19 protein-coding genes are annotated in these 19,332 nt (G+C 70.5%); 9 read left to right on the forward strand and 10 right to left on the reverse strand.

All coding sequences use genetic code 11. From position 1 onward, the window contains the following. Window positions 1-144: 144 nt before the first annotated feature. From F0415_RS07295 to F0415_RS07310, 4 genes are all read right to left on the reverse strand, one after another. Complete coding sequence (locus F0415_RS07295) at window positions 145-360, reverse strand: DUF2061 domain-containing protein (protein WP_149860537.1); 216 nt, start codon at window positions 358-360, stop codon at window positions 145-147. Between the two features lie 160 nt (window positions 361-520). Then, the gene (lpdA, locus tag F0415_RS07300; protein ID WP_149860538.1) at window positions 521-2,311 is read right to left on the reverse strand and encodes a dihydrolipoyl dehydrogenase; all 1,791 of its coding nucleotides are present in this window, start codon (window positions 2,309-2,311) and stop codon (window positions 521-523) included. A 12-nt stretch (window positions 2,312-2,323) separates the two neighbouring features. Next, window positions 2,324-3,220, reverse strand: a complete 897-nt coding sequence (locus tag F0415_RS07305) for a carbon-nitrogen hydrolase family protein (protein WP_188310321.1) — start codon at window positions 3,218-3,220, stop codon at window positions 2,324-2,326. 11 nt (window positions 3,221-3,231) lie between these two features. Next, entirely contained in the window at window positions 3,232-4,620 is a 1,389-nt protein-coding gene (locus F0415_RS07310; protein WP_149860540.1) for a dihydrolipoyllysine-residue acetyltransferase, read from the reverse strand. A gap of 511 nt (window positions 4,621-5,131) precedes the next feature. Here F0415_RS07310 and F0415_RS07315 point away from each other — a divergent pair. Beyond that, window positions 5,132-5,743 (forward strand): OmpW/AlkL family protein, encoded by a 612-nt coding sequence (locus tag F0415_RS07315; RefSeq protein ID WP_149860541.1) that lies wholly within the window; start codon window positions 5,132-5,134, stop codon window positions 5,741-5,743. A gap of 47 nt (window positions 5,744-5,790) precedes the next feature. Here F0415_RS07315 and F0415_RS07320 read toward each other — a convergent pair whose 3' ends face one another. Next, window positions 5,791-6,288, reverse strand: a complete 498-nt coding sequence (locus F0415_RS07320) for an EF-hand domain-containing protein (protein ID WP_149860542.1) — start codon at window positions 6,286-6,288, stop codon at window positions 5,791-5,793. Between the two features lie 172 nt (window positions 6,289-6,460). Here F0415_RS07320 and F0415_RS07325 point away from each other — a divergent pair, with 172 nt between their 5' ends. The 4 genes from F0415_RS07325 to dinB all read left to right on the forward strand — a co-directional run bounded on the left by F0415_RS07325 (window position 6,461) and on the right by dinB (window position 10,102). Next, the gene (locus F0415_RS07325) at window positions 6,461-7,330 is read left to right on the forward strand and encodes a hypothetical protein (protein ID WP_149860543.1); all 870 of its coding nucleotides are present in this window, start codon (window positions 6,461-6,463) and stop codon (window positions 7,328-7,330) included. Window positions 7,331-7,497: 167 nt separating this feature from the next. Then, complete coding sequence (locus F0415_RS07330) at window positions 7,498-7,941, forward strand: hypothetical protein (RefSeq protein WP_149860544.1); 444 nt, start codon at window positions 7,498-7,500, stop codon at window positions 7,939-7,941. Continuing rightward, the gene (locus tag F0415_RS07335) at window positions 7,928-8,935 is read left to right on the forward strand and encodes a GlxA family transcriptional regulator (RefSeq protein ID WP_149860545.1); all 1,008 of its coding nucleotides are present in this window, start codon (window positions 7,928-7,930) and stop codon (window positions 8,933-8,935) included. Before F0415_RS07330 ends, F0415_RS07335 begins: the two co-directional genes overlap by 14 nt. 87 nt (window positions 8,936-9,022) lie before the next feature. After that, window positions 9,023-10,102, forward strand: a complete 1,080-nt coding sequence (dinB, locus tag F0415_RS07340; protein ID WP_149860546.1) for a DNA polymerase IV — start codon at window positions 9,023-9,025, stop codon at window positions 10,100-10,102. Between the two features lie 83 nt (window positions 10,103-10,185). On the opposite strand, the gene F0415_RS07345 is transcribed toward dinB, so the two are convergent. The 5 genes from F0415_RS07345 to F0415_RS07365 form a co-directional block, all read right to left on the reverse strand. Then, window positions 10,186-10,797, reverse strand: a complete 612-nt coding sequence (locus tag F0415_RS07345) for an RcnB family protein (protein WP_149860547.1) — start codon at window positions 10,795-10,797, stop codon at window positions 10,186-10,188. 104 nt (window positions 10,798-10,901) lie between these two features. Then, window positions 10,902-11,630 carry a pseudouridine synthase gene (locus F0415_RS07350; protein WP_149860548.1) on the reverse strand — a complete coding sequence of 243 codons (729 nt, stop codon included), beginning with the start codon at window positions 11,628-11,630 and terminating at the stop codon, window positions 10,902-10,904. Continuing rightward, window positions 11,627-12,694, reverse strand: a complete 1,068-nt coding sequence (locus F0415_RS07355) for a class I SAM-dependent methyltransferase (RefSeq protein WP_149860549.1) — start codon at window positions 12,692-12,694, stop codon at window positions 11,627-11,629. Before F0415_RS07355 ends, F0415_RS07350 begins: the two co-directional genes overlap by 4 nt. 41 nt (window positions 12,695-12,735) lie before the next feature. Continuing rightward, entirely contained in the window at window positions 12,736-13,539 is an 804-nt protein-coding gene (locus tag F0415_RS07360; protein ID WP_149860550.1) for a C40 family peptidase, read from the reverse strand. Between the two features lie 71 nt (window positions 13,540-13,610). Further along, entirely contained in the window at window positions 13,611-14,423 is an 813-nt protein-coding gene (locus F0415_RS07365; RefSeq protein ID WP_149860551.1) for a DUF3014 domain-containing protein, read from the reverse strand. 200 nt (window positions 14,424-14,623) lie between these two features. On the opposite strand from F0415_RS07365, the gene F0415_RS07370 reads away from it, so the two are divergent. Genes F0415_RS07370 through F0415_RS07385 form a run of 4 tightly spaced genes read left to right on the forward strand, consistent with a single transcriptional unit; the run spans window position 14,624 to window position 19,328 of the window. Beyond that, on the forward strand, window positions 14,624-16,255 hold the full coding sequence (locus F0415_RS07370) for a TldD/PmbA family protein (protein ID WP_149860552.1): 1,632 nt from the start codon (window positions 14,624-14,626) through the stop codon (window positions 16,253-16,255). A gap of 22 nt (window positions 16,256-16,277) precedes the next feature. Beyond that, the gene (locus tag F0415_RS07375) at window positions 16,278-17,612 is read left to right on the forward strand and encodes a TldD/PmbA family protein (protein ID WP_149860553.1); all 1,335 of its coding nucleotides are present in this window, start codon (window positions 16,278-16,280) and stop codon (window positions 17,610-17,612) included. A 6-nt stretch (window positions 17,613-17,618) separates the two neighbouring features. Beyond that, on the forward strand, window positions 17,619-18,326 hold the full coding sequence (locus F0415_RS07380) for a DUF4159 domain-containing protein (RefSeq protein ID WP_149860554.1): 708 nt from the start codon (window positions 17,619-17,621) through the stop codon (window positions 18,324-18,326). Between the two features lie 6 nt (window positions 18,327-18,332). After that, window positions 18,333-19,328: an AAA family ATPase gene (locus tag F0415_RS07385; protein ID WP_149860555.1), complete on the forward strand. Its 996-nt coding sequence runs from the start codon at window positions 18,333-18,335 to the stop codon at window positions 19,326-19,328. The last annotated feature ends 4 nt before the right edge of the window (window positions 19,329-19,332 follow it).

Genomic DNA, 19,332 nt, shown 5'->3' on the forward strand with positions numbered 1-19,332 from the left:
ACCACGCCGGCGCAGGTCCGGCGCGGCGCCGACACCCCCAGGCCGGAAAAACCACGCCCCGGTGTCGCCACCGGGGCGTGTCGATCCCGCCGCCACGCTCCAGCCCCGGATACGAGTGCCGGCGGAATACGAACCGTGGGCGGCTCAGAGACGCAAGGGCGCGGACGCCGCCGCCGGATGAAGGGCGCGGCGCGCCTCGATCCGCTTCCACACCTTCTCGTGCAGGTGGTAGGCCAGGGTGTTGCAGGCCGGTTCCACCAGGGCCAGGGCGCCGCCGACCACGGCGCTGCCGGTCAGTGCATAGCCGACGCCGAAGGCGACGGTGAAATGCACGGCGGCGAAACTTGCGGTCTTGGCCATGTCGGCGCTCCGGCAACCTGTCCGGGCACCAGTGTCCTGCCTCTGCCTCGATTCGTCCAATCGAAGGTTCTGTTCGCTTTGATAGTTGCTATCGATCGCCCCTGCGCCGAGAGGGCCGGACGGCGACCCGGCCACCCTCCCCGTCGGCGGCGTACCCGCCCTACTTGCGTTTGGGCAGGTAGAGGTCGGTGATGCTGCCTTCCTGGATCTCGGCGGCCATGGCAACCGATTCGCCCAGGGTCGGATGCGGATGGATGGTGTGGCCGATGTCGGCCGCCTCGCAGCCCATCTCGATGGCCAAGGCCGCTTCGGCGATCAGGTCACCGGCGCGCGGGCCGACGATGCCGGCACCGATCACCCGGTCGGTGGCCTCGTCGAAGATCAGCTTGGTGAAGCCTTCGGTGCGGCCCAGGCCGACGGCGCGGCCGGAGGCGGCCCACGGGAACTTCGCCACGCCCACCTTCAGGCCCTTGGCTTTCGCCTCGGTTTCGGTGACGCCAACCCAGGCCACCTCGGGGTCGGTATAGGCCACCGAGGGTATCACCCGCGCCACCCACTCCTTCCTGTGGCCGGCGGCGACCTCGGCCGCCAGCTTGCCCTCGTGCGTCGCCTTGTGCGCCAGCATCGGCTGCCCGACCAGATCGCCGATGGCGAAGATGTGCGGCGCCTTGGTACGCATTTGCCGGTCCACCGGCACGAAACCACGCTCGCTGACGGCGACGCCAGCCTTGTCCAGGCCGAGCCTGCCGCCGTTCGGCGCCCGGCCCACCGCCACCAGCACGCGGTCGTAGCGGCCGCGCTCCGGCGCCTTCTCGCCCTCGAAGCTGGCGTGCAGACCGTCCTTCTTCGCCTCCACCCTGGAAACCTTGCAGCCCAGGTGCACGGAAACACCACGCTTGCGCAGCAGCTCGGCCAGCGGCCTGACCAGGTCCTTGTCGGCGCCCGGCATCAGCTGGTCCATGAATTCGACAACCGTCACCTCGCTGCCGAGGGCGCTGTACACGCAGGCCATCTCCAGGCCGATGATGCCGCCACCGACCACCAGCAACTGCCTGGGGATCTCGGCCAGCATCAGGGCGTCGGTGGAATCCATCACCCGCGGGTCGTCCCAGGGGAAGCCGGGCAGCTTCACCGGCTGCGAGCCGGCGGCGACGATGCACTGTTCGAAGCGCAGCAGTTTCGTGCCCTCGGCGGTCTCGACCTCGAGCTCGTGCGGCGACACGAAGCGGCCGGTACCGGTGACGGTGCGCACCTGGCGCTGCTTCGCCATCCCGGCCAGGCCCTTGTTCATCTGCGCGACGACTTTTTCCTTGTGCGCGCGCAGCTTGTCCAGGTCGATCTTCGGCTTGCCGAATTCGATGCCGTAATCGGCGGCGTGACGCGCCTCCTGCAGCACCTCGGCGGCGTGCAGCAGGGCCTTGGAAGGAATGCAGCCGACGTTGAGGCAGACGCCGCCCAGGGCTTCGTAACGCTCCACCAGCACCGTGTCGAGGCCGAGGTCGGCAGCGCGGAAGGCGGCGGTGTAGCCGCCGGGGCCGGCGCCCAGCACCAGCATCCGGCATTCGATGTCGGCCTTGCGGCCGGAACCGGCCGCGGCAGCGGGCGCCGGGCTTTGGCTGGCTCCCTCTCCCCTCGCGGGAGAGGGCCGGGGGGAAGGGGCAGCGGCGGCCTGGGCCGCCTTCGGTGCTTCCGCCACCGGCGCCTCGGCGACTGCCTCGGCTTCGACGATGGCGATCAGGTCGCCGGCGGAGACCGCGTCGCCCACCTTCACCTTCAACTCCAGCACCTTGCCGGCGGCGCTGGCGGGCACTTCCATCGTGGCCTTGTCGGACTCCAGCGTGAGCAGGCCCTGGTCCTTCTTCACGACGTCGCCGGGCTGCACCAGCAGCTCGATCACCGGCACGTCCCTGTTGTCGCCCAGGTCGGGCACGCGAAGTTCGATCCTGGCCATGGCCTCCTCCCGTCAACGGCCGCGGCGCCACTGCGCGTACAGCGCCGGACGCCGGTCCTGTAGGTTCCTCACCGTGCCGGACCGGCGCGCCTGCAGCAGCGCCTCCAGGTCCAGGTCGGCGAACACGATCTGCTCCGCCTGCGGGCTGGCCTCGGCGGCGATGCCCTCGGGCGGGAACGGAAAATCGCAGGGCGTGTACACACCCGATTGCGCATACTGGATGTCGAAATTGGCGACGTTCGGGCAATGGCCGACGTTGCCGGCCGCCACCACGTGGACCTGGTTCTCCACCGCCCGCGCCTGGCAGCTGTAGCGCACCCGCAGGTGGCCGCTGCGAAGGTCGGTGCAGTAGGGCACGAACAGCAGCAGCGCGCCCTGGTCGGCCAGGTGCCGGCCCAGTTCGGGAAACTCGCTGTCGTAGCAGACCATGATGCCGATCGGGCCGGCATCGGTCGGGATCACGTCGGCCTCCTCGCCGCCCTGCACTTTCCAGCTGTCCTGCTCGCTGGGGGTGATGTGCAGCTTGTCGCGCCGATGCAGGCGGCCGTCGCGGGTGGCGACGAAGCAGATGTTGCGCGGCCCCTCGCCGGTGTGGGTCGGGTGGGTGCCGCCGACGATGTGGACGCCGTACTGCCCGGCCAGGCGGCCCAGCAGTTCGGTGAAAGCGGGGGTGTATCCGCTCAGCCGCTCCAGCGCCTCGGCCGGGGCGAGCATGCGCGGTTCGGCGCTGAGCAGCTGCAGGCTGAACAGCTCCGGGAAGCAGACGAAGTCGCTGCCGTAATCGGCGGCCACCCGCACGAACTCCTCCACCTTGCCGGCGAATTCATCGAAGCCGGCTATCCGGTGCTGGCCGTACTGCACGGCCGCCACCCGCACCCGCGCGGGCACCTGGCCGGGAACTGCGGGCAAGGCCTCGGCCATCAGAGCAGCAGCCGGCGCAGGTCGGCCAGCACCTGGGCCAGGTAGCTGGTGAAGCGGGCCGCGGCCGCGCCGTCGATGACCCGGTGGTCGTAACTCAGGCTGAGCGGCAGCATCAGCCGCGGCGCGAACTCCTTGCCGTTCCACACCGGCTTCATGGCGCTGCGCGAGACGCCGAGAATGGCCACCTCCGGCGCATTGATGATCGGCGTGAAGGCGGTGCCGCCGATGCCGCCGAGCGAACTGATGGAGAAACAACCGCCTTGCATGTCGGCGGCGCCGAGCTTCTTCTCGCGGGCGCGGGCGCTGACCTCGGCCAGCTCGCGGGCCAGTTCCAGCAGGCCCTTGCGGTCGGCATCGCGGATCACCGGCACGACCAGGCCATCTGGCGTGTCCACGGCGATGCCGATGTGGAAGTAGTTCTTCAGTACCAGCTCATCGCCCTCGAGCGAGGCATTGAAGGCGGGGAACTTCTTCAGCGCCGCCACCACCGCCTTGATCAGGAAGACCAGCGGCGTCACCTTGACGTCCTTGTTCTCCTCGCCCAGGCGCTTGCGGAAGGCCTCCATCTCGGTGATGTCGGCCTCGTCGTGCTGGGTGACGTGCGGGATCATGGCCCAGTTGCGCGCCAGATTGGCGCCGCTGAGCTTCTGGATGCGCGACAGCGGCTTGCGCTCGACGGGACCGAACTTGCCGAAGTCCACCTTCGGCCACGGGATCAGGTTCAGCCCTCCACCACCGCCGGCCACCGCGGTACCACCGCTCATCACCGACTTCACGAAGGCCTGCACGTCCTCGCGGGTGATGCGGCCGCCGCGGGCGCTGCCGCTGACCTGGCCGAGGTCCACGCCCAGTTCGCGGGCGAACAGGCGCACCGCCGGGCTGGCGTAGGGCACCTTGTCCGGCATCACGCCCTCGGCATCGAAGGCGACCGGCGGGCTGCGCGGCGGGGCGGCCTCCCCCGGCCGGGGCGAGGCCGGCGCGGCGACGTTCCCCCGCCCGGACACGCCGGCGCTCGATCCGCTGCGGCCCGACGCGGCGTCGCCCCGAGGGGGCGTGGAGGCGCGATCGGCCGCCTCCGCGACCGGCCCAGGCCCGGCCGCCGGCTCGCCGCCTTGCCGACCGCCCGCCTCGCCCTCGCCGGCGGGGGCCACCGGCTCGATCAGGGCCACGACCGCGCCCGTGCTCAGTTCGTCACCGACCTTGACCTTGAGCTCGCGCACCACGCCGTCGAAGGGGGCGGGCACTTCCATCGTGGCCTTGTCGGATTCCAGGGTCACCAGGCCCTGGTCCTTCTTCACGGTGTCGCCGGGCTGCACCAGCAGTTCGATCACCGGCACGTCCTTGTGGTCGCCGATATCCGGCACCCGTGCTTCCTTCAGCTCGGCCATGGGTCCACCCGCGCGTGTTTCCAAAGACGACCATTGTCGCCGTCCCGGTCCGCCGGGCCAAGGGCGCCGACACCACGTCGGGGCCTCGCCCCCGCAAACGCGGACGCGCCGGTCCGGCAGATGGCATGCGGGCGCCGCAAGCCTGCGCAACGCGAAACGGGCGGGCAAAAAAGAAACCTCCCGTGGGGAGACGGGAGGCATCGGGGACGCAAACACCGTGGGCACGCGTGCTGGACGCACCCGGGTGGGGCCGGAAAGCCCGAGCGCAAAAGGACGGACCGGCGACTCCCGGCGCCGGCTCCGGTCGGCTTCACGGGCCGAGCTTCCCGCCCACGTCCCAGCCTTGACCCGTGCCGGAAGGCCCGGGTTCCGGCGGTCGGTTCACTGGAGTTCAGGCTTGGCCGCTTCACCCGCCCTCGACGCCAGGCTCACCGCCGCTTGACCTGCCGAAGGGCAGGCTCTGTCCACCCGGCCCCGGCCGATCCCCCCGAAACCGCACGGAGACACGAGCATGCGCCGCACCCCCCTGAGCCTGCTGGCCCTCGCCAGCGCCCTGGCCATCGCCCCCGCCTCGGCCCAGGACTTCAGCGCCACCATCGGCTATCAGAACGTCAACCCCAAGTCGGGCAACGGTACCCTTGCCGGCGCCGAGGCCGACGTCAACGACGACTGGAGCCTGACCGGAAGCGTCGCCTGGCACTTTGCCGACAACTGGTCGGCGGAACTCTGGAGCGGCCTGGCCAGGTTCGAACACGAAGTCAGCCTGGCCGGCCTGGGCACCGTGGCCGGCGTCGAACACCGTCCGACCACACTGGGCATCAACTACCACTTCATGAGCGAGGGACGGTTCCGCCCCTTCGTCGGCCTGGGTTACGGCTGGGTGAGCCTGTCGGGCGAGCGCACGCTGGGCCCGCTGGCCGGCCTCGGCATCCGCGCCGACGATGCCAACGGCATCAGTTTCAACGCCGGCGCGGACGTCTACTTCACCGAGAACTTCTTCCTGCGCCTGGACGTGCGCAAGCTGGATTTCGACACCGACGTCAGCATCGAAACGCTGGGCAACGTCGGCACCGCCGAGGTGGACCCGCTGGTCTACGGCCTGAGCGCCGGCATCCGCTTCTGAGTGTCGTGGCCGGGGTCGCAGCGGGGCGACCCCGGCCACCGGAGGCCTCAGCCCTCATCACCGGTGCCGCGCCGCTCGTGTCCGGCCTTGCGCCAGGCACGTACTTCGCCGCGGCTGAGCTTGCCGTCGCGGTCGCTGTCGATGGCGGCGAAGTCCTCGGCCAGGCGCGGCATCTTGTCGCCGAGTTCGGCCCGGCTGATCAGGCCATCGCCGTCGTCGTCCATGCCCCGCCACAGTCCGGCGGAATAGGCCATGCGGCGGTGGCCGTGGCGCAGGCCGCGATGCGCCCGGCGCATCTCGTCCGGTGTCAGTTCGCCGTCGCCGTCGCCGTCCATGCGGTCGAACCGGGCCACGAACCGATCGCCGAACGCGGCCTGGGCTTCGACCTTGTCCAGGCGGCCGTCGCCGTCCTTGTCGGCCTCGGCGAAGCGGGCCTCGGCCTGGGCTCGCCACTCGGCGCGGCGGGCCTCGCCTCCGGTCTCGTCCCGGGCCAGGGCAAGGCCGCCGGCCAGGGCCAGGGCGGTGAAGATCAGGGTGCGCTTCATCGGGTTCTCCTCGTCTGGCGGACCATTCCGCGTTTGCACGGGTCTTCAACGCCGCGCTCCCCGCCCCGTTGACCTGCGCCCCGGACCCGGCCGGCCGCCGTTCAGCCGGACTTGCCCGCCGGCAGAGGCTCCGGCATCGTCCCGCCCAGCCCCCTGGCTCCGGAGACTCCCGATGCATCGCTGGATCCCCGCCTTGTTGCTCTTGCTGCTGAGCGCCTGCCGGCAGGAGGAGGCTGCCCCCGGCGCCACCGCACCGACACCGGAACCGCCGCCATCCGCCTCCTCCGGGGTGCCGGCCCCACCCGTCGAGCCTGCCGCGCCGGGACCGGAGGAGGTACCGCGCGCCTTCCTCTGCCGCGGTAACGAGCCCTTCTGGGCACTGGACGCCGGCGACGGCGACGGCCTGTTCAAGCAGCCCTACGGCGAGCTCGCCCTGGAGGGCGAGCTCCGTGCCCTGGCCGGCGGCGCCTGGCGCTACCGCGGCGCGCCGGTGGACGGCCCCGGGGAGATGGTCGAAGCACTGATCTCGCCCGGCCAATGCTTCGACACCATGGCCGACGGCCCGGCCTTGCCCTGGTCGGCCGTCGTGAGCTGGCCGGACGGCCAGGGCCAGGGCTGCTGCCGGGCCGAATACGGGCTGGACATGGCCAACGCACCCGCCCACGACCCGGCCGGCAAACCGCAGGACGACTGGAGCCGGCTGCTGCCAGAGCTGGGTCCGGCCTTGCGTCGGTGCGCCTTCGACGCCGGTGTCGCCACCGAGGCGGTCACCGTCGCCTGGCCGATGAACCGGGGCAAGGCCGGCGTCCGGCTGCGGGATTCGGGGCAGGACCGGTTCGACTGCGTGGTGGACACCGGCACCGGCGCCATCGACGCCATCCGCCTGGTGGCGGCCGACGACCGGCTCGCGGGCGAGGGCCGGCCGGAATGGCTGCCGGCCCGGGACGGCGCCCCCGTCCTGCACTGCGGGCGAGTGGAACGGGCGCTGGATCGGGAGGGCAAGCTGACCGGCTGGCTGTACTACCGCGAAGGCTGCGACTGAGTCCAGCCAGTCCCGGCCTGTCGGAACCGGAGCCAGGGAGGCCGCAGCGGGCGGCTTTGGCCGTTTCGACCTGCAAAGCGTCGTTTTCGCCACTCCCGGCGGATTCCGCCCTCGGCGAGCCTATCCCGCACCGGATCCCCCCCACCGGTGCCTTTGGGAGCCTCGTCATGAAACACCGCCTTGCCCTGTGCTTGTTGCCGATCCTGTATGCCGGCCTGATCGCCCCGCCCGCGGCGGCCGCACCGGTCGAACCGCCCGCCGACGACGCCGTGTTCGTCGAAGGCAGTCGCTATTCCGCCGTGCTGCACCCTCGGCGCGGCGCCTGGCGGCTGCTGGGTCCGAACGGCGAGGACCTGCAGTTGCGCGTCCGCGAATCCTGCCGGGCCGGGCTGGCCCCGCCACGCGGGCTGTGGCTGCTGACCCGGGACCGGGCCGGCCGGCCGCAGTTGCTCGCGCCCTCGTCCACCCCGCTGCCGCCCGGGCACCCCGGCGAAGTCCTGTTGGTGCCCTGCGATCAGACCTTGCCGGCGGATCGGCCCGCCCTGGCCGTGCCGACCGCCCTGGTCGAGTGGCTGGACCGTCACTCCGGAGCCATCTATGTCACGCGCTGAACGCCGCTTCACCCTGGGCTTGCTGGCGGTCGAAGACGCCATGCTCACGGCCGTGGTCGGTCCGATGGAGATCATCCGGGTCGCCCAGAAGCTGGCCCAGGTGCGGGATCCGGCCACCCCGCTGCGCCTGGACACCGTGCTGGTGGGCGCCCGCGGCGAGCGCCAGATGGCCGGCTGCGGCGGTCTGGCTCTGGGACCGGTGCTCTCGCCCGACCATCCGCTGGACCTGTTGCTGGTGCCCGGTTACATGCACGCCAGCGGCGCCGACGCGCTGCGCAAGCTGGAGCGCATGGGCCCCGAGATCGAACTGCTGCGCGCCCTGAACCTGCGCGGCGTGCCGCTGGCGGCGAGCTGCTGCGGCGCCTTCCTGCTGGCCGAGGCCGGCCTGCTGGACGGTCTGCAGGCCACCACCAGCTGGTGGCTGGACGGCGTGTTCCGCAAACGCTACCCGAAGGTGCGGATGGACGTGGAACGCATGTATGTCGAGGACGGCGGCGTCGCCACCACCGGCGCCAGCACCGCCATCCTCGGTTACGTGCTGCGGGTGCTGGCGCGCCAAGTGGACGCGGACCTGGCGCAGATGACCGCCCGCATGCTGCTGATCGACCCGGACCGGCAAAGCCAGGCGCCCTACATCAGCCTGGCGCTGTCCGAGCGCCCCAGGCATTCGCTCTCGGAGAAAGTAGAACAGTTCCTGCAGCGCGAACTGCACCGCGACATCAGCGTCGGCGAACTGGCCGGGCACTGCGGCACCAGCGAACGCAGCTTGCTGCGGCACTTCCGCCAGCATTACGGCGTCAGCCCGCTGGCGCACATCCAGCACCTGCGGGTGGAGCGGGCCAAGGCACTGCTGGAATCCACCCTGCTGAGCTTCGACGAGATCGTCGAGCGCTGTGGCTATTCCGACCCGTCCAGCTTCCGCAAGCTGTTCAAGCGCGCCACCTCGCTCACCCCGGCCGACTACCGGGAGCGGTTTCGCCTGCGTCCGCACTGAGCCGGCCGGTCGGCCCGGCAAGGGTCGAGGACCGCGCCGGTCCGCCGTCGCCGCGACGGCGACGCCATCCTGGGCGAGAATCGGCGCATGGCCGGCCCGCCGCGCAAGATCGTGCATGTGGACATGGACGCCTTCTATGCGTCGGTGGAACAGCGCGACGATCCCTCGCTGCGCGGAAAACCCGTCGTCGTTGCCTGGCGCGGCGCCCGCTCGGTGGTCTGCGCCGCCAGCTACGAGGCGCGCCGGTTCGGGGTGCGCTCGGCCATGCCGGCGCTGCGGGCCGAGAAACTGTGCCCACAGGCGGTGTTCGTGCCGCCGGATTTCCCCCGCTACCGGGCGGTGTCGCGCCAGGTGCGGGAAATCTTCGCCCGCCATACCGACCTGATCGAGCCGCTGTCCCTGGACGAGGCCTATCTGGACGTGACGGTGAACAAGCAGGGCCTGCCCAGCGCCACCGCCGTCGCCGCGGCCATCCGCGCCGCCATCCGCGAGGAAACCGGGCTGACCGCCTCGGCCGGGGTGGCGCCGAACAAGTTCCTGGCCAAGATCGCCAGCGACTGGAACAAGCCCGATGGCCTGTTCGTGCTCACGCCCTCGCGGGTGCCGTCCTTCCTGGCGCCGCTGCCCGTCGGCCGGCTGCCCGGCGTCGGCAAGGTGATGGAGCGCCAGCTGGCGGCGCTGGGCCTGCGCACGGTCGGCCAGCTGCGTGCCTTCGGCGCCGAGGCCCTGGAGAAGCGCTTCGGCCGCTGGGGCCGGCGTCTGCACGAACTTTCCCTGGGCATCGACGAGCACCCGGTGGAAGCCGAACGGCCCAGCCTGCAGGTGTCGGCCGAGGACACCTTCGAACACGACCTGCCGCTGGCGCAGACCGGCGAGGCGATCCGCATGCTGGCGGCCAGGGCCTGGGCGGCGGCCACGCGCGAGCGTGGCCGCTACGGCCGCACCGTGATGCTGAAGCTGAAAACCGCCGATTTCCGCGTCCTGACCCGCAGCCTCACTCCACCGCGGCCACCGGAATCGCTGGAGGAGTTCACCGGCATCGCCCTGGCCCTGCGCCAGCGGGTGGGACTGCCGCCGCACACGCTGTACCGGCTGGTCGGCGTGGGCCTGGCCAACTTCGCGCGCGAGGACGAGCTGCCACCGCAACCGGCCCTGTTCCCCGACTGAGCCCCCGCCCCGGCCGGACAGCCGGAACGAAACGGGCGGCCCGAAGGCCGCCCGCGCCGATTCCGGCAGGCAGGACTGCCGGCTCAGCCGAACACGTCGAAGAACACGTCCAGGACGATGCCGGTGGCCAGCGCGACCAGCACCACGTCGCTGTCCACACGTACCCAGACATGGCCGTGCGGCGGCGGCGGCAACCGGTAGTAGCGGTAGTCCAGGTGGTAGTGCCGGGCGTAGAACGGCGGCGGCAGGCGGTAACCCACGTGCCAGACCGTGTAGTGATAGCCGCGCGGATAGACGTAGCGGTAAGGCGGCCGGTAACGGTACTGCGGCGCCCAGTACCAACCGTCCCAGTGATGGTGATGGTGATGGCGCGAGTAGTGGACGCGCCGCCATTCCGGGCGATGGTCGCGCCAGACGGGCTGGTGGCCGCGATGGCGGACGACCGCCCTGTGATCGTCCCGGCGCTCATGGCGCCAGTCGCGGCGATCCTCGCGGCGGTCATGGCGCCAGTCGCGGCGGTCTTCCCGGCGCTCGGCGCGCCAGTCGCGGCGATCCTCGCGGCGGTCGTGCCGGTTCTCCCGGCCCTCCTGCCGCCATTCCCGGCGATCCTCGCGGCGATCCGGATCCGCCAACACGGGACCGGCCATGCCGCCGGCGAGCAGCAGGGCCGCGCTAGCGAAAGCGAGCTTGTTCATGCTTGCACCTCTTCGGCGACGGGACCACAGCCGGTCCTCGGGGCCGATTTCGCCGCCATCGCGATGAATTGCCCTTGAATCCGCCGCCCGCACCGCCCCGCCGTTCAGCATCCGTGCCGAACGGACGTCCCGGATCCGGGCAACAACAGGGACAGGTCAGCGGGATCGAGCGGGCGCCAGGCACCGGGAGCTAGGTCGCCAAGCCGCAGTCCGCCGACGGCGCAACGATGCAGCGCCAACACATGGTTGCCGGCCGCCGCGAACATGCGCCGCACCTGGTGGTAACGGCCTTCGCGCAACACCAGCCTGGCGCGACGCGGACCCAGGGCTTCGAAATCCGCAGGTGCCAGCGGCGCGGTTTCGCCCTCCAGCAACAGGCCGCCGCTGCCGAACAGCTCCGCTTCGTCGCCGCGAAGGTCGCGCGCCAGCTCGGCCTCGTACACCTTGGGAACCTGCGACCTGGGCGAAATGATCCGGTGCAGCAGGGCGCCGTCGTCGGTCATCAGCAGCAGGCCGGAGGTGTCGCGATCGAGCCGCCCCACCGTCGCCAGCACCGGCCTGCGCAAACGGAATCGCGACGGCAGCAGGTCGTACACCAGCCGGCCCTGGTCGCGGGTCGAACAGGTGTAGCCGGTCGGCTTGTGCAGCATCAGTACCAGGCCGGGCGCGGGATCCAGCGGCTCCCCGTCGAGGCGCACCCGTGCATGTTCGACCACGTCGTCGGCATACAGCACTTCACCGTCCGCGTCGGTCACCCGTCCTTCGCGGAACAGCGCAGCCACCTGTTTCCGGCTGCCGTAGCCCAGGTTCGCCAGCAGTCTCAGCAGCTTCATGCCGGCCCCTTGCGCGCCTCGAACACCTTGAAGCCGTCACGCTCGGCCGCCACCCGCCAGTGCGCGAAATCCGAGGCAAGCGCCGATTCGTAGGGCAGGTGCCGGTTCGCCACCAGCCACAGGCAGCCGCCCGGCTTCAGGGCCGCGGCAGCGGTGGCGATGAAGGCGCGGCCGAGCTCGGGCCGGTCGGCCCGGCCCTGATGGAAGGGCGGATTGCACACGATCACGTCGTAGCGACCCGGCACTCCGCCGGCGACATCGTGCCAGTGCAGGCGCACCGGCATGGTGGCGGCGGCCAGGTTGCGCCGGGCCAGCGCCAGGGCCCGTGCCTCGGCCTCGAACAGGTCCAGCGATGTGATGCCCGGACAGCGCGCCAGCAGTTCGGCGCCGAGGAAGCCCCAACCGGCGCCGAGATCTGCCGCGGCGCCGGCCAGGTCGGCCGGCAGCTGTTCCAGCAGCAGCGTGGAGCCGGGATCGGCGCGGTCCCAGGCGAACAGGCCGGGCCGACTCAGATAGCGACCGTCCAGGATCGGCCGGGGTGCGTCCAGCGACCGCCAGGCCTCCAGCAGGGCCGGATCGGCGGTTTCCGCCAGGGGCCCGGTCCAGCTGGCGCGGCAATGGTGCTTGGAGAGGGTTCGTACCGGCCCGGCCAGCCGCTGCAGATCGTCCTGCAGGGGACGACCGCCGCTCTTGTTGCCGGCGCAGGCCAGCACCACGCCGCCGGGCGCGCAGGCATCCACGGCGCGGGCCAGCAGCGCACGCGATTCGTCGCGCTGGCGCGGCGCCAGCAGCATCACCAGTGGATAGCGGCGGGATTCGACCGGCGTCGGCCCGGGCTTCGGGTCCAGCGACGCTTCGGACAGCTCGAACCCGGCCCGCGCCAAAGCCTCGGCCCAGGGCCGGAAGCTTTGCTCGCAGACCAGGCCGCAGCCTCGCCAGGCTTGCAGCGCCGCACCGGCGCGGGCCCGCAGCAGCAGGGCACCGCCCTGCGCCGGCCAGGCGAGCTCGCCCATTCGCAGGGGCAGCAGCAGGGTTTCCAGTTCGGGATCGGGCGGGAGGGCCATCGTGGCGGCGACGTCGCGGGGGCGCGAGTGTAGCGCGGCCCTCAGGCGTGCTGCGGTCGTCCGGGTTCGGCAAGCACGCCGGGGCCTCCCCCGCCCGGTTCGTGCCAGACCATCTTGCGGTGGTCGAAGCCGTGCTCCAGGCGTGGCTTGACGATCTGAAAGAAGGGGGAGACGTCGAAGTCGCGCGGCGCGTACAGGCTGTGATGACGGATGTGCAGGATCTCGCGCCGCTGTCGCCGCGCGGCCGGGTCGGCCGGTTCCTCCAGCTCGATCTCCGGCAGGATCGGGTAGCGGATCGAGGCGAAGGCCTGGGCCAGCAGGCTGGAGCAGATGGCCTTGGTCGGCTCGCCGCTTCCCAGGGCCAGCATGCGCCGCTTCATGCTGCCGGGCACCGGCGGCGTGCGGATGAAGTAGCGGGCCAGGTCGAAGACGTTTTTCAGGTCGTAGGCGACGCCGCGGCGATCGAGCATGAACCGCACCAGCGCGTCCACCTCCTGCGGCGACAGGCCGACCGGGCGGCAGATCCGCGTATGCAGGCCGGCGAAAGTGCTCAGCGGAATGGTGCGCACGCCCTCGAGCACGTCCACGTCCACCAGCACCCTGGGTTCCTCGCCCGGCGGTGGCGGACCCAGGGCGTCGCCGATGTACAGCGCGGCATGCGACCAGGTGGACTGGGTAAGGTACTTGATCGCGGTGGCGAAACGGCTGTTGCCCTCGACCAGCAGCACGTCGCCCTTGCGCAGGGTCGCGCCCAGCAGGCCGGACGGACTGGTGGCGATATGGCTGCCACGCGGCCGCGGCTTGGCCAGGAAGCGGGCGATCGCACGACCCAGCAGTTGCAGCATCGCGCCCTCCCGCGCTCCGATGTCCGGCCGTCGCAGAGCCTAACGCAGCGCCTCCGCGGCAGGCAGCGGGTTCAGCCCTGCGGATCCTCTCCGGCCAGCAGGGCACGCAGCGTGCGCAGGCGCGCCTTCACCCGGGCGGCATTGTCGGGCCCGATCCGCCACATCAGCTTGTGGCCCAGCGAGGCCGCCTCCATGCGCGGGTCGGCGAACTGCCAGCGCGGCTTGCCCTCGGCCGGCACCAGCTCGACCGGCCCGCGAAGCTCCGGCGCGGCAATCAGGTGGTCCAGTACCTCGACCAGGCGGTCGTTGAACTGCCGGTCGGGCACGCCCAGCTCGCGGTACGCCTGCTGGAACAGCGGATAGAAACGCACGTAGACGGAGACCAGGGCACGCGGCTCCACCGCTTCCAGCAGCCGGACATGGGCCTGGTAGCGGGTGAAATTGGCCTCGTCCAGCCAGTGCCGACCGTCCGCCCCGGCCACCGCCAGGCGGCCGGCCACCGGCCTGGCGACGTAAGCCTGCGGCGTCATGCGGGCGCGGGGCAGGTTGTCGATGGTCGCCACCAGACGCTGAACCAGGAACTCGCTGCGCAGGAAGGCGCCAGCATCCTCGCCCAGCAGCTCCGACAGCGCCGCCAGCGCGGCGCCGTCGCTGTCGGCCAGGGCCGGCAAGGGCTCGGCCGGCGCGTCTTCCGGAAGCACCGGCACCTGCCCGATCGGGTGCTGCACCGGCGGCGGCGCCTGTTCCACCGTGGCCACCGGCTCGGGCCCGGGCACCACCAGCTCGGCCGGTGCCTGACGCGGGTAGTACTTCCAGACCAGAAACCCGCTGAGGGCCAGCACCGCCACCGCCAGCCAGGGTCCGTAATGGAATCGTCGGCTCATCGAGCTCTCCGGACGTGGGATCGCTCCCCAGACTGTGCCGGCGCGGCTGAAGTTCCGCAAAACGCGATCCCGTGCCCGGATCGGGCGGGACTAGGCCATCAGTCACTTGACGCTCCCGGCACGGCCGCCCAGAGTCGGCCGGGCATTGCCCTCCGCCACCGGCGACGCCGGGTCCGGCCCCTTCCCGATGGAGTGACACGATGGACAGACGCGACTTCCTGACAATCTCGGGCCTGGGCCTCGCCGGCCTGCTGATGCCCTACAGCCGCGCGATCGCCGCCGAGGAGCTGGTCGGCGGTGGCCTCGACCCGGCGATCAAGAAGGCCATGGCCGATGCCGGCCTGCAGGCCGCCCGCGATGCCGGTGCCAGCTACTGCGACGTGCGCATCGGCCGCTACCTGCAGCAGTTCGTCATCACCCGCGAGGACAAGGTCCAGAACGTCGTCAACACCGAATCCACCGGCACCGGCATCCGGGTGATCGCCAACGGCGCCTGGGGCTTCGCCGCCACCCGCGATCTCAGCCCGCAGGGCGTGGCCGCCGCCGCTCGCCAGGCGGTCGCCATCGCCAAGGCCAACAGCCGCCTGCAGGCCAAGCCGGTGCAGCTGGCACCTGTCAAGGGCGTGGGTGAGGTCAGCTGGCGTACGCCGATCCGCAAGAACGCCATGGAAGTGCCGCTCAAGGAAAAGGTAGACCTGCTGCTGGGCGTCAACGCCGAGGCGCAGAAGGCCGGCGCCGATTTCGTCAACTCGATCCTGTTCCTGGTCAACGAACAGAAGTACTTCGCCTCCACCGACGGCAGCTACATAGACCAGGACGTGCACCGGATATGGGCACCGTTCACGGTCACCGCGGTCAACAAGGAGACCGGCAAGTTCCGCACCCGCGACGGCCTGTCGGCGCCGATGGGCATGGGCTGGGAGTACCTGGAGGGCGACCCGTCGCAGAAATACGTCCTGCCCAACGGGGTGGTCTGCTACGGCCGCTCCTACGACATGATCGAGGACGCCCGCTTCGCCGCGCGGCAGGCCCGGGAGAAACTGTCGGCGCCCTCGGTCGAGCCCGGCAAGTACGACCTGGTGCTCGATCCCTCGCACCTGTGGCTGACCATCCACGAGAACGTCGGCCACCCGCTGGAACTGGACCGCGTGCTCGGCTACGAAGCCAATTACGCCGGCACCAGCTTCGCCACCCTCGACAAGCGCGAGTCCGGCTTCCGCTACGGCAGCGAGATCGTCAACCTGTTCGCCGACAAGACCCAGGAAGGCAGCCTGGGCGCCGTCGGCTACGACGACGAAGGCGTCAAGACCAAGCGTTGGGACCTGGTCAAGGACGGCATCCTGGTCAACTACCAGGCCATCCGCGACCAGGTGCACATCCTCGGCGAAACCGAGTCGCACGGCTGCTGTTATGCCGACTCCTGGGCCAGCGTGCAGTTCCAGCGCATGGCCAACGTCTCCTTGGCGCCCGGCAAGTCGAAGCTTTCGGTCGCCGACATGATCAAGAATGTGGAGAAGGGCATCTACATCATCGGCGACGGCTCGTTCTCGATCGACCAGCAACGCTACAACGCCCAGTTCGGCGGCCAGCTGTTCTACGAAATCAGGAACGGCGAGATCACCCGGATGCTGGAAGACGTGGCCTACCAGATCCGCACGCCGGAATTCTGGGGCGCCTGCTCGGCGATCTGCGACGAGTCCGACTACCGGCTCGGCGGCAGCTTCTTCGACGGCAAGGGCCAGCCCAGCCAGGTTTCGGCCGTCTCGCACGGGTCCAGCACGGCCCGGTTCGACGGCATGAACGTCATCAACACCGCCCGCAACATCGGCTGACCGGTCCAGGAGCCCGCAAACCATGAGCATTCTCAGCGAAGAACAGGCCAAGGCCATCCTCGACAAGGTCCTCGCGCTGTCGCAGGCCGACGAGTGCACCGCCACTCTCAGCGGCTCGGTGGAGGGCAACATCCGTTTCGCCCTCAACCAGGTCTCCACCAGCGGCATCGTCTCCAACGCCCAGTTGGTGGTGCAGTCCGCCTTCGGCAAGCGCGAGGGCATCACCACCATCAACAGCTTCGACGATGCGTCGCTGGAGCGGGTGGTGCGCCGCTCGGAAGAACTGGCCCGGCTGGCGCCGGAGAATCCGGAGTACATGCCGGCGCTGGAGAAACAGAGCTACCGTCCCAGCCCGACCTTCGTCCAGGCCACCGCCGACGTCACCCCCGAGCAGCGCGCCCAGGTGGCGGCAGCCTCGATAGCACCCTGCAAGGACGCCGGGCTGATCGCCGCCGGTTTCCTGCAGGACAACCAGAGCTTCTTCGCCTTCGCCAACTCCAAGGGCAACTTCGGTTACCAGCGCAGCACCAACATGGATTACACCTGCACGGTGCGCACCGAGGACGGCCGCGGCTCGGGCTGGGTCTCGCGCAACACCGCCGACTTCAGCCGCTTCAGCCCCGGCGACGACATCCAGGTGGCGATCCGGAAGGCGCGCGACTCGGCCGAGGCCAAGGCGCTGGAGCCGGGCAAGTACACCGTGATCCTGGAACCGGCCGCAGCCGCCGGCCTGATCAGTTTCATGATGTTCTTCTTCGACGCCCGCCAGGCCGACGAGGGCCGCAGCTTCCTCAGCAAGAAGGGCGGCGGCACCCGCCTGGGCGAGCAGGTGTACGACCCGCGCGTGACCATCGTCGCCGACCCCTGGCACCCGGAGGCGGCGGTCATGCCCTGGGACCAGCAGGGCCTGCCGCGCGAGGCGCATCCGATCATCAAGGACGGCAAGGTCGAGTACCTGCAGTACTCGCGCTACTGGGCCCAGAAGCAGGGCAAGCGCGCGGTCGGCCAGCCCGGCAACCTGATCATGTCCGGCGGCGACAAATCCACCGCCGAACTGGTGAAGGGCACCCAGCGCGGCATCCTGGTCACCCGCACCTGGTACATCCGGATGGTGGACCCGCAAACCGTGTTGCTGACCGGCCTGACCCGCGACGGCACCTTCTACATCGAAAACGGCGAAATCAAACACCCGGTGAAGAACTTCCGCTTCAACGAGTCGCCGGTGATCATGCTCAACAACATCGAGGAGCTGGGCAAGCCGATCCGCATCAGCGGCGACGAGTCGCCGTTCGTGATGATGATCCCGCCGATGAAGCTGCGCGACTTCACCTTCACCTCGCTTTCCGACGCCGTGTGAGGCCGGATGGGGGCGCCGCTGCATCGCCGTCGTTTCCTCGGCCTGCTCGGCGCCGCCCTCGCCGCGGCGGCGGTGCGCCCGGCGCGCGCCGGCGGCGGCGGTTACGACTTCTGGTTCACCCGCCTGATGTACGAATCCGGCGACTGGGACGTCGACCAGCGCATGCCGGCCAACCTGATCACCTCGCTGATCGACTACACCGGCCTGCGGGTGGACCCGAACGAGCACGTGCTGGCGCTGGCCGACCCGCGCGTGCTGCAGGCCCCGTTCTGCTATCTGGCCGGGCACAAGCTGGTGGAGTTCAATGCGGACGAGCGGCGCAATTTCGAGCGTTACGTGCGCAACGGCGGCTTCGTGTTCGTGGATGACTGCAACCACGACATAGACGGCCTGTTCGCCCGCTCGTTCGAGGCGGAGATGGCCTCGATCTTCGGCGGCGACGCCCTGCGCAAGCTGCCGAACGACCATCCGATCTACACGAGCTTCTTCCGTTTCGACGGCCCGCCCGCCACCAGCTTCGAACTCAACGGCTGGGGCGACGACCTGGTGCACGACTACCTCAAGGGCATCGCCATCAACGGCCGCCTCGGCGTGCTCTACAGCAACAAGGACTACGGTTGCGAATGGGACTACGACTGGCGCAACAAGCGCTGGCTGGCCGAGGACAACACCCGTTTCGCCGTCAATATCGTCGTGTACGCACTGACCAGCTAGGACGCCATGAACGACACTACCCTGGCCGCCCTCCAGGCACAGATTTCCCGTCTCGACTCCCTGCGCGAGGCCATCGGCCGCGCCGTCGTCGGCCAGGAACAGGTGGTCGAACAGTTGCTGATCGCCCTGCTGGCCGGCGGCCACTGCCTGCTCGAGGGCGTGCCCGGCCTGGGCAAGACCCTGCTGGTGCGAACCCTGGGCCAGGCCCTGGAACTGCGTTTCCGGCGCATCCAGTTCACTCCCGACCTGATGCCCAGCGACATCCTCGGCACCGAGATACTGGAGGAGGACCACGGCACCGGTCACCGCCATTTCAAGTTCCAGCCCGGCCCGGTATTCACGCACCTGCTGCTGGCCGACGAGCTCAACCGCACGCCGCCCAAGACCCAGGCCGCCCTGCTGGAAGCGATGCAGGAACGCACGGTCAGCTATGCCGGCGTCACCCATGAGCTGCCGCAACCGTTTTTCGTGCTGGCCACGCAGAACCCGCTCGAGCAGGCCGGCACCTACCCGCTGCCGGAGGCACAGCTGGACCGCTTCCTGCTGCACGTCAGGGTGGACTATCCCGGTGAGGCCGAGGAACGCGACATCATCGCCCAGACCACCGGCAGCCATCGCGCCGAAGTGCCGCGGGTGATGGGCGGCGAGGACGTGCTGGCGCTGCAGGCGCTGGTACGCGAGGTGCACCTGGGCGCCGATCTGCTGGCCGGCATCACCCGCCTGGTACGCGCCACCCGTCCGGGCGAAGGCGCGCCGGCCGAGATCAGGGCCTGGGTGCGCTGGGGCGCCGGCCCGCGCGCCGGCCAGGCCCTGGTGCTGGCGGCCAAGGCGAGGGCGCTGCTGCACGGACGTTTCGCTGCCACCCGCGAGGACGTGCTGGCGCTGGCGGCGCCGGTGCTGCGTCACCGCCTGTTGCTGTCCTTCACCGCCGAGGCCGAGCAGCGCAGCGCCGACGAGGTGGTGGCCGCCCTGCTGCGGGCCGTGCCGCTGACCGCCGGCTGAGGCC

It is taken from the genome of Arenimonas fontis (assembly GCF_008386465.1).
Classification (GTDB): Bacteria; Pseudomonadota; Gammaproteobacteria; order Xanthomonadales; family Xanthomonadaceae; genus Arenimonas; species Arenimonas fontis.

Excerpts from the sequence above, each read along its gene's own strand:
- F0415_RS07295 (WP_149860537.1), bottom strand. The coding sequence starts at position 360 with ATGGCCAAGACCGCAAGTTTCGCCGCCGTGCATTTCACCGTCGCCTTC.
- lpdA (WP_149860538.1), bottom strand. The coding sequence starts at position 2,311 with ATGGCCAGGATCGAACTTCGCGTGCCCGACCTGGGCGACAACAGGGAC.
- F0415_RS07310 (WP_149860540.1), bottom strand. The coding sequence starts at position 4,620 with ATGGCCGAGCTGAAGGAAGCACGGGTGCCGGATATCGGCGACCACAAG.
- F0415_RS07315 (WP_149860541.1), top strand. The coding sequence starts at position 5,132 with ATGCGCCGCACCCCCCTGAGCCTGCTGGCCCTCGCCAGCGCCCTGGCC.
- F0415_RS07320 (WP_149860542.1), bottom strand. The coding sequence starts at position 6,288 with ATGAAGCGCACCCTGATCTTCACCGCCCTGGCCCTGGCCGGCGGCCTT.
- F0415_RS07325 (WP_149860543.1), top strand. The coding sequence starts at position 6,461 with ATGCATCGCTGGATCCCCGCCTTGTTGCTCTTGCTGCTGAGCGCCTGC.
- F0415_RS07330 (WP_149860544.1), top strand. The coding sequence starts at position 7,498 with ATGAAACACCGCCTTGCCCTGTGCTTGTTGCCGATCCTGTATGCCGGC.
- F0415_RS07335 (WP_149860545.1), top strand. The coding sequence starts at position 7,928 with ATGTCACGCGCTGAACGCCGCTTCACCCTGGGCTTGCTGGCGGTCGAA.
- dinB (WP_149860546.1), top strand. The coding sequence starts at position 9,023 with ATGGCCGGCCCGCCGCGCAAGATCGTGCATGTGGACATGGACGCCTTC.
- F0415_RS07345 (WP_149860547.1), bottom strand. The coding sequence starts at position 10,797 with ATGAACAAGCTCGCTTTCGCTAGCGCGGCCCTGCTGCTCGCCGGCGGC.
- F0415_RS07350 (WP_149860548.1), bottom strand. The coding sequence starts at position 11,630 with ATGAAGCTGCTGAGACTGCTGGCGAACCTGGGCTACGGCAGCCGGAAA.
- F0415_RS07355 (WP_149860549.1), bottom strand. The coding sequence starts at position 12,694 with ATGGCCCTCCCGCCCGATCCCGAACTGGAAACCCTGCTGCTGCCCCTG.
- F0415_RS07360 (WP_149860550.1), bottom strand. The coding sequence starts at position 13,539 with ATGCTGCAACTGCTGGGTCGTGCGATCGCCCGCTTCCTGGCCAAGCCG.
- F0415_RS07365 (WP_149860551.1), bottom strand. The coding sequence starts at position 14,423 with ATGAGCCGACGATTCCATTACGGACCCTGGCTGGCGGTGGCGGTGCTG.
- F0415_RS07370 (WP_149860552.1), top strand. The coding sequence starts at position 14,624 with ATGGACAGACGCGACTTCCTGACAATCTCGGGCCTGGGCCTCGCCGGC.
- F0415_RS07375 (WP_149860553.1), top strand. The coding sequence starts at position 16,278 with ATGAGCATTCTCAGCGAAGAACAGGCCAAGGCCATCCTCGACAAGGTC.
- F0415_RS07380 (WP_149860554.1), top strand. The coding sequence starts at position 17,619 with ATGGGGGCGCCGCTGCATCGCCGTCGTTTCCTCGGCCTGCTCGGCGCC.
- F0415_RS07385 (WP_149860555.1), top strand. The coding sequence starts at position 18,333 with ATGAACGACACTACCCTGGCCGCCCTCCAGGCACAGATTTCCCGTCTC.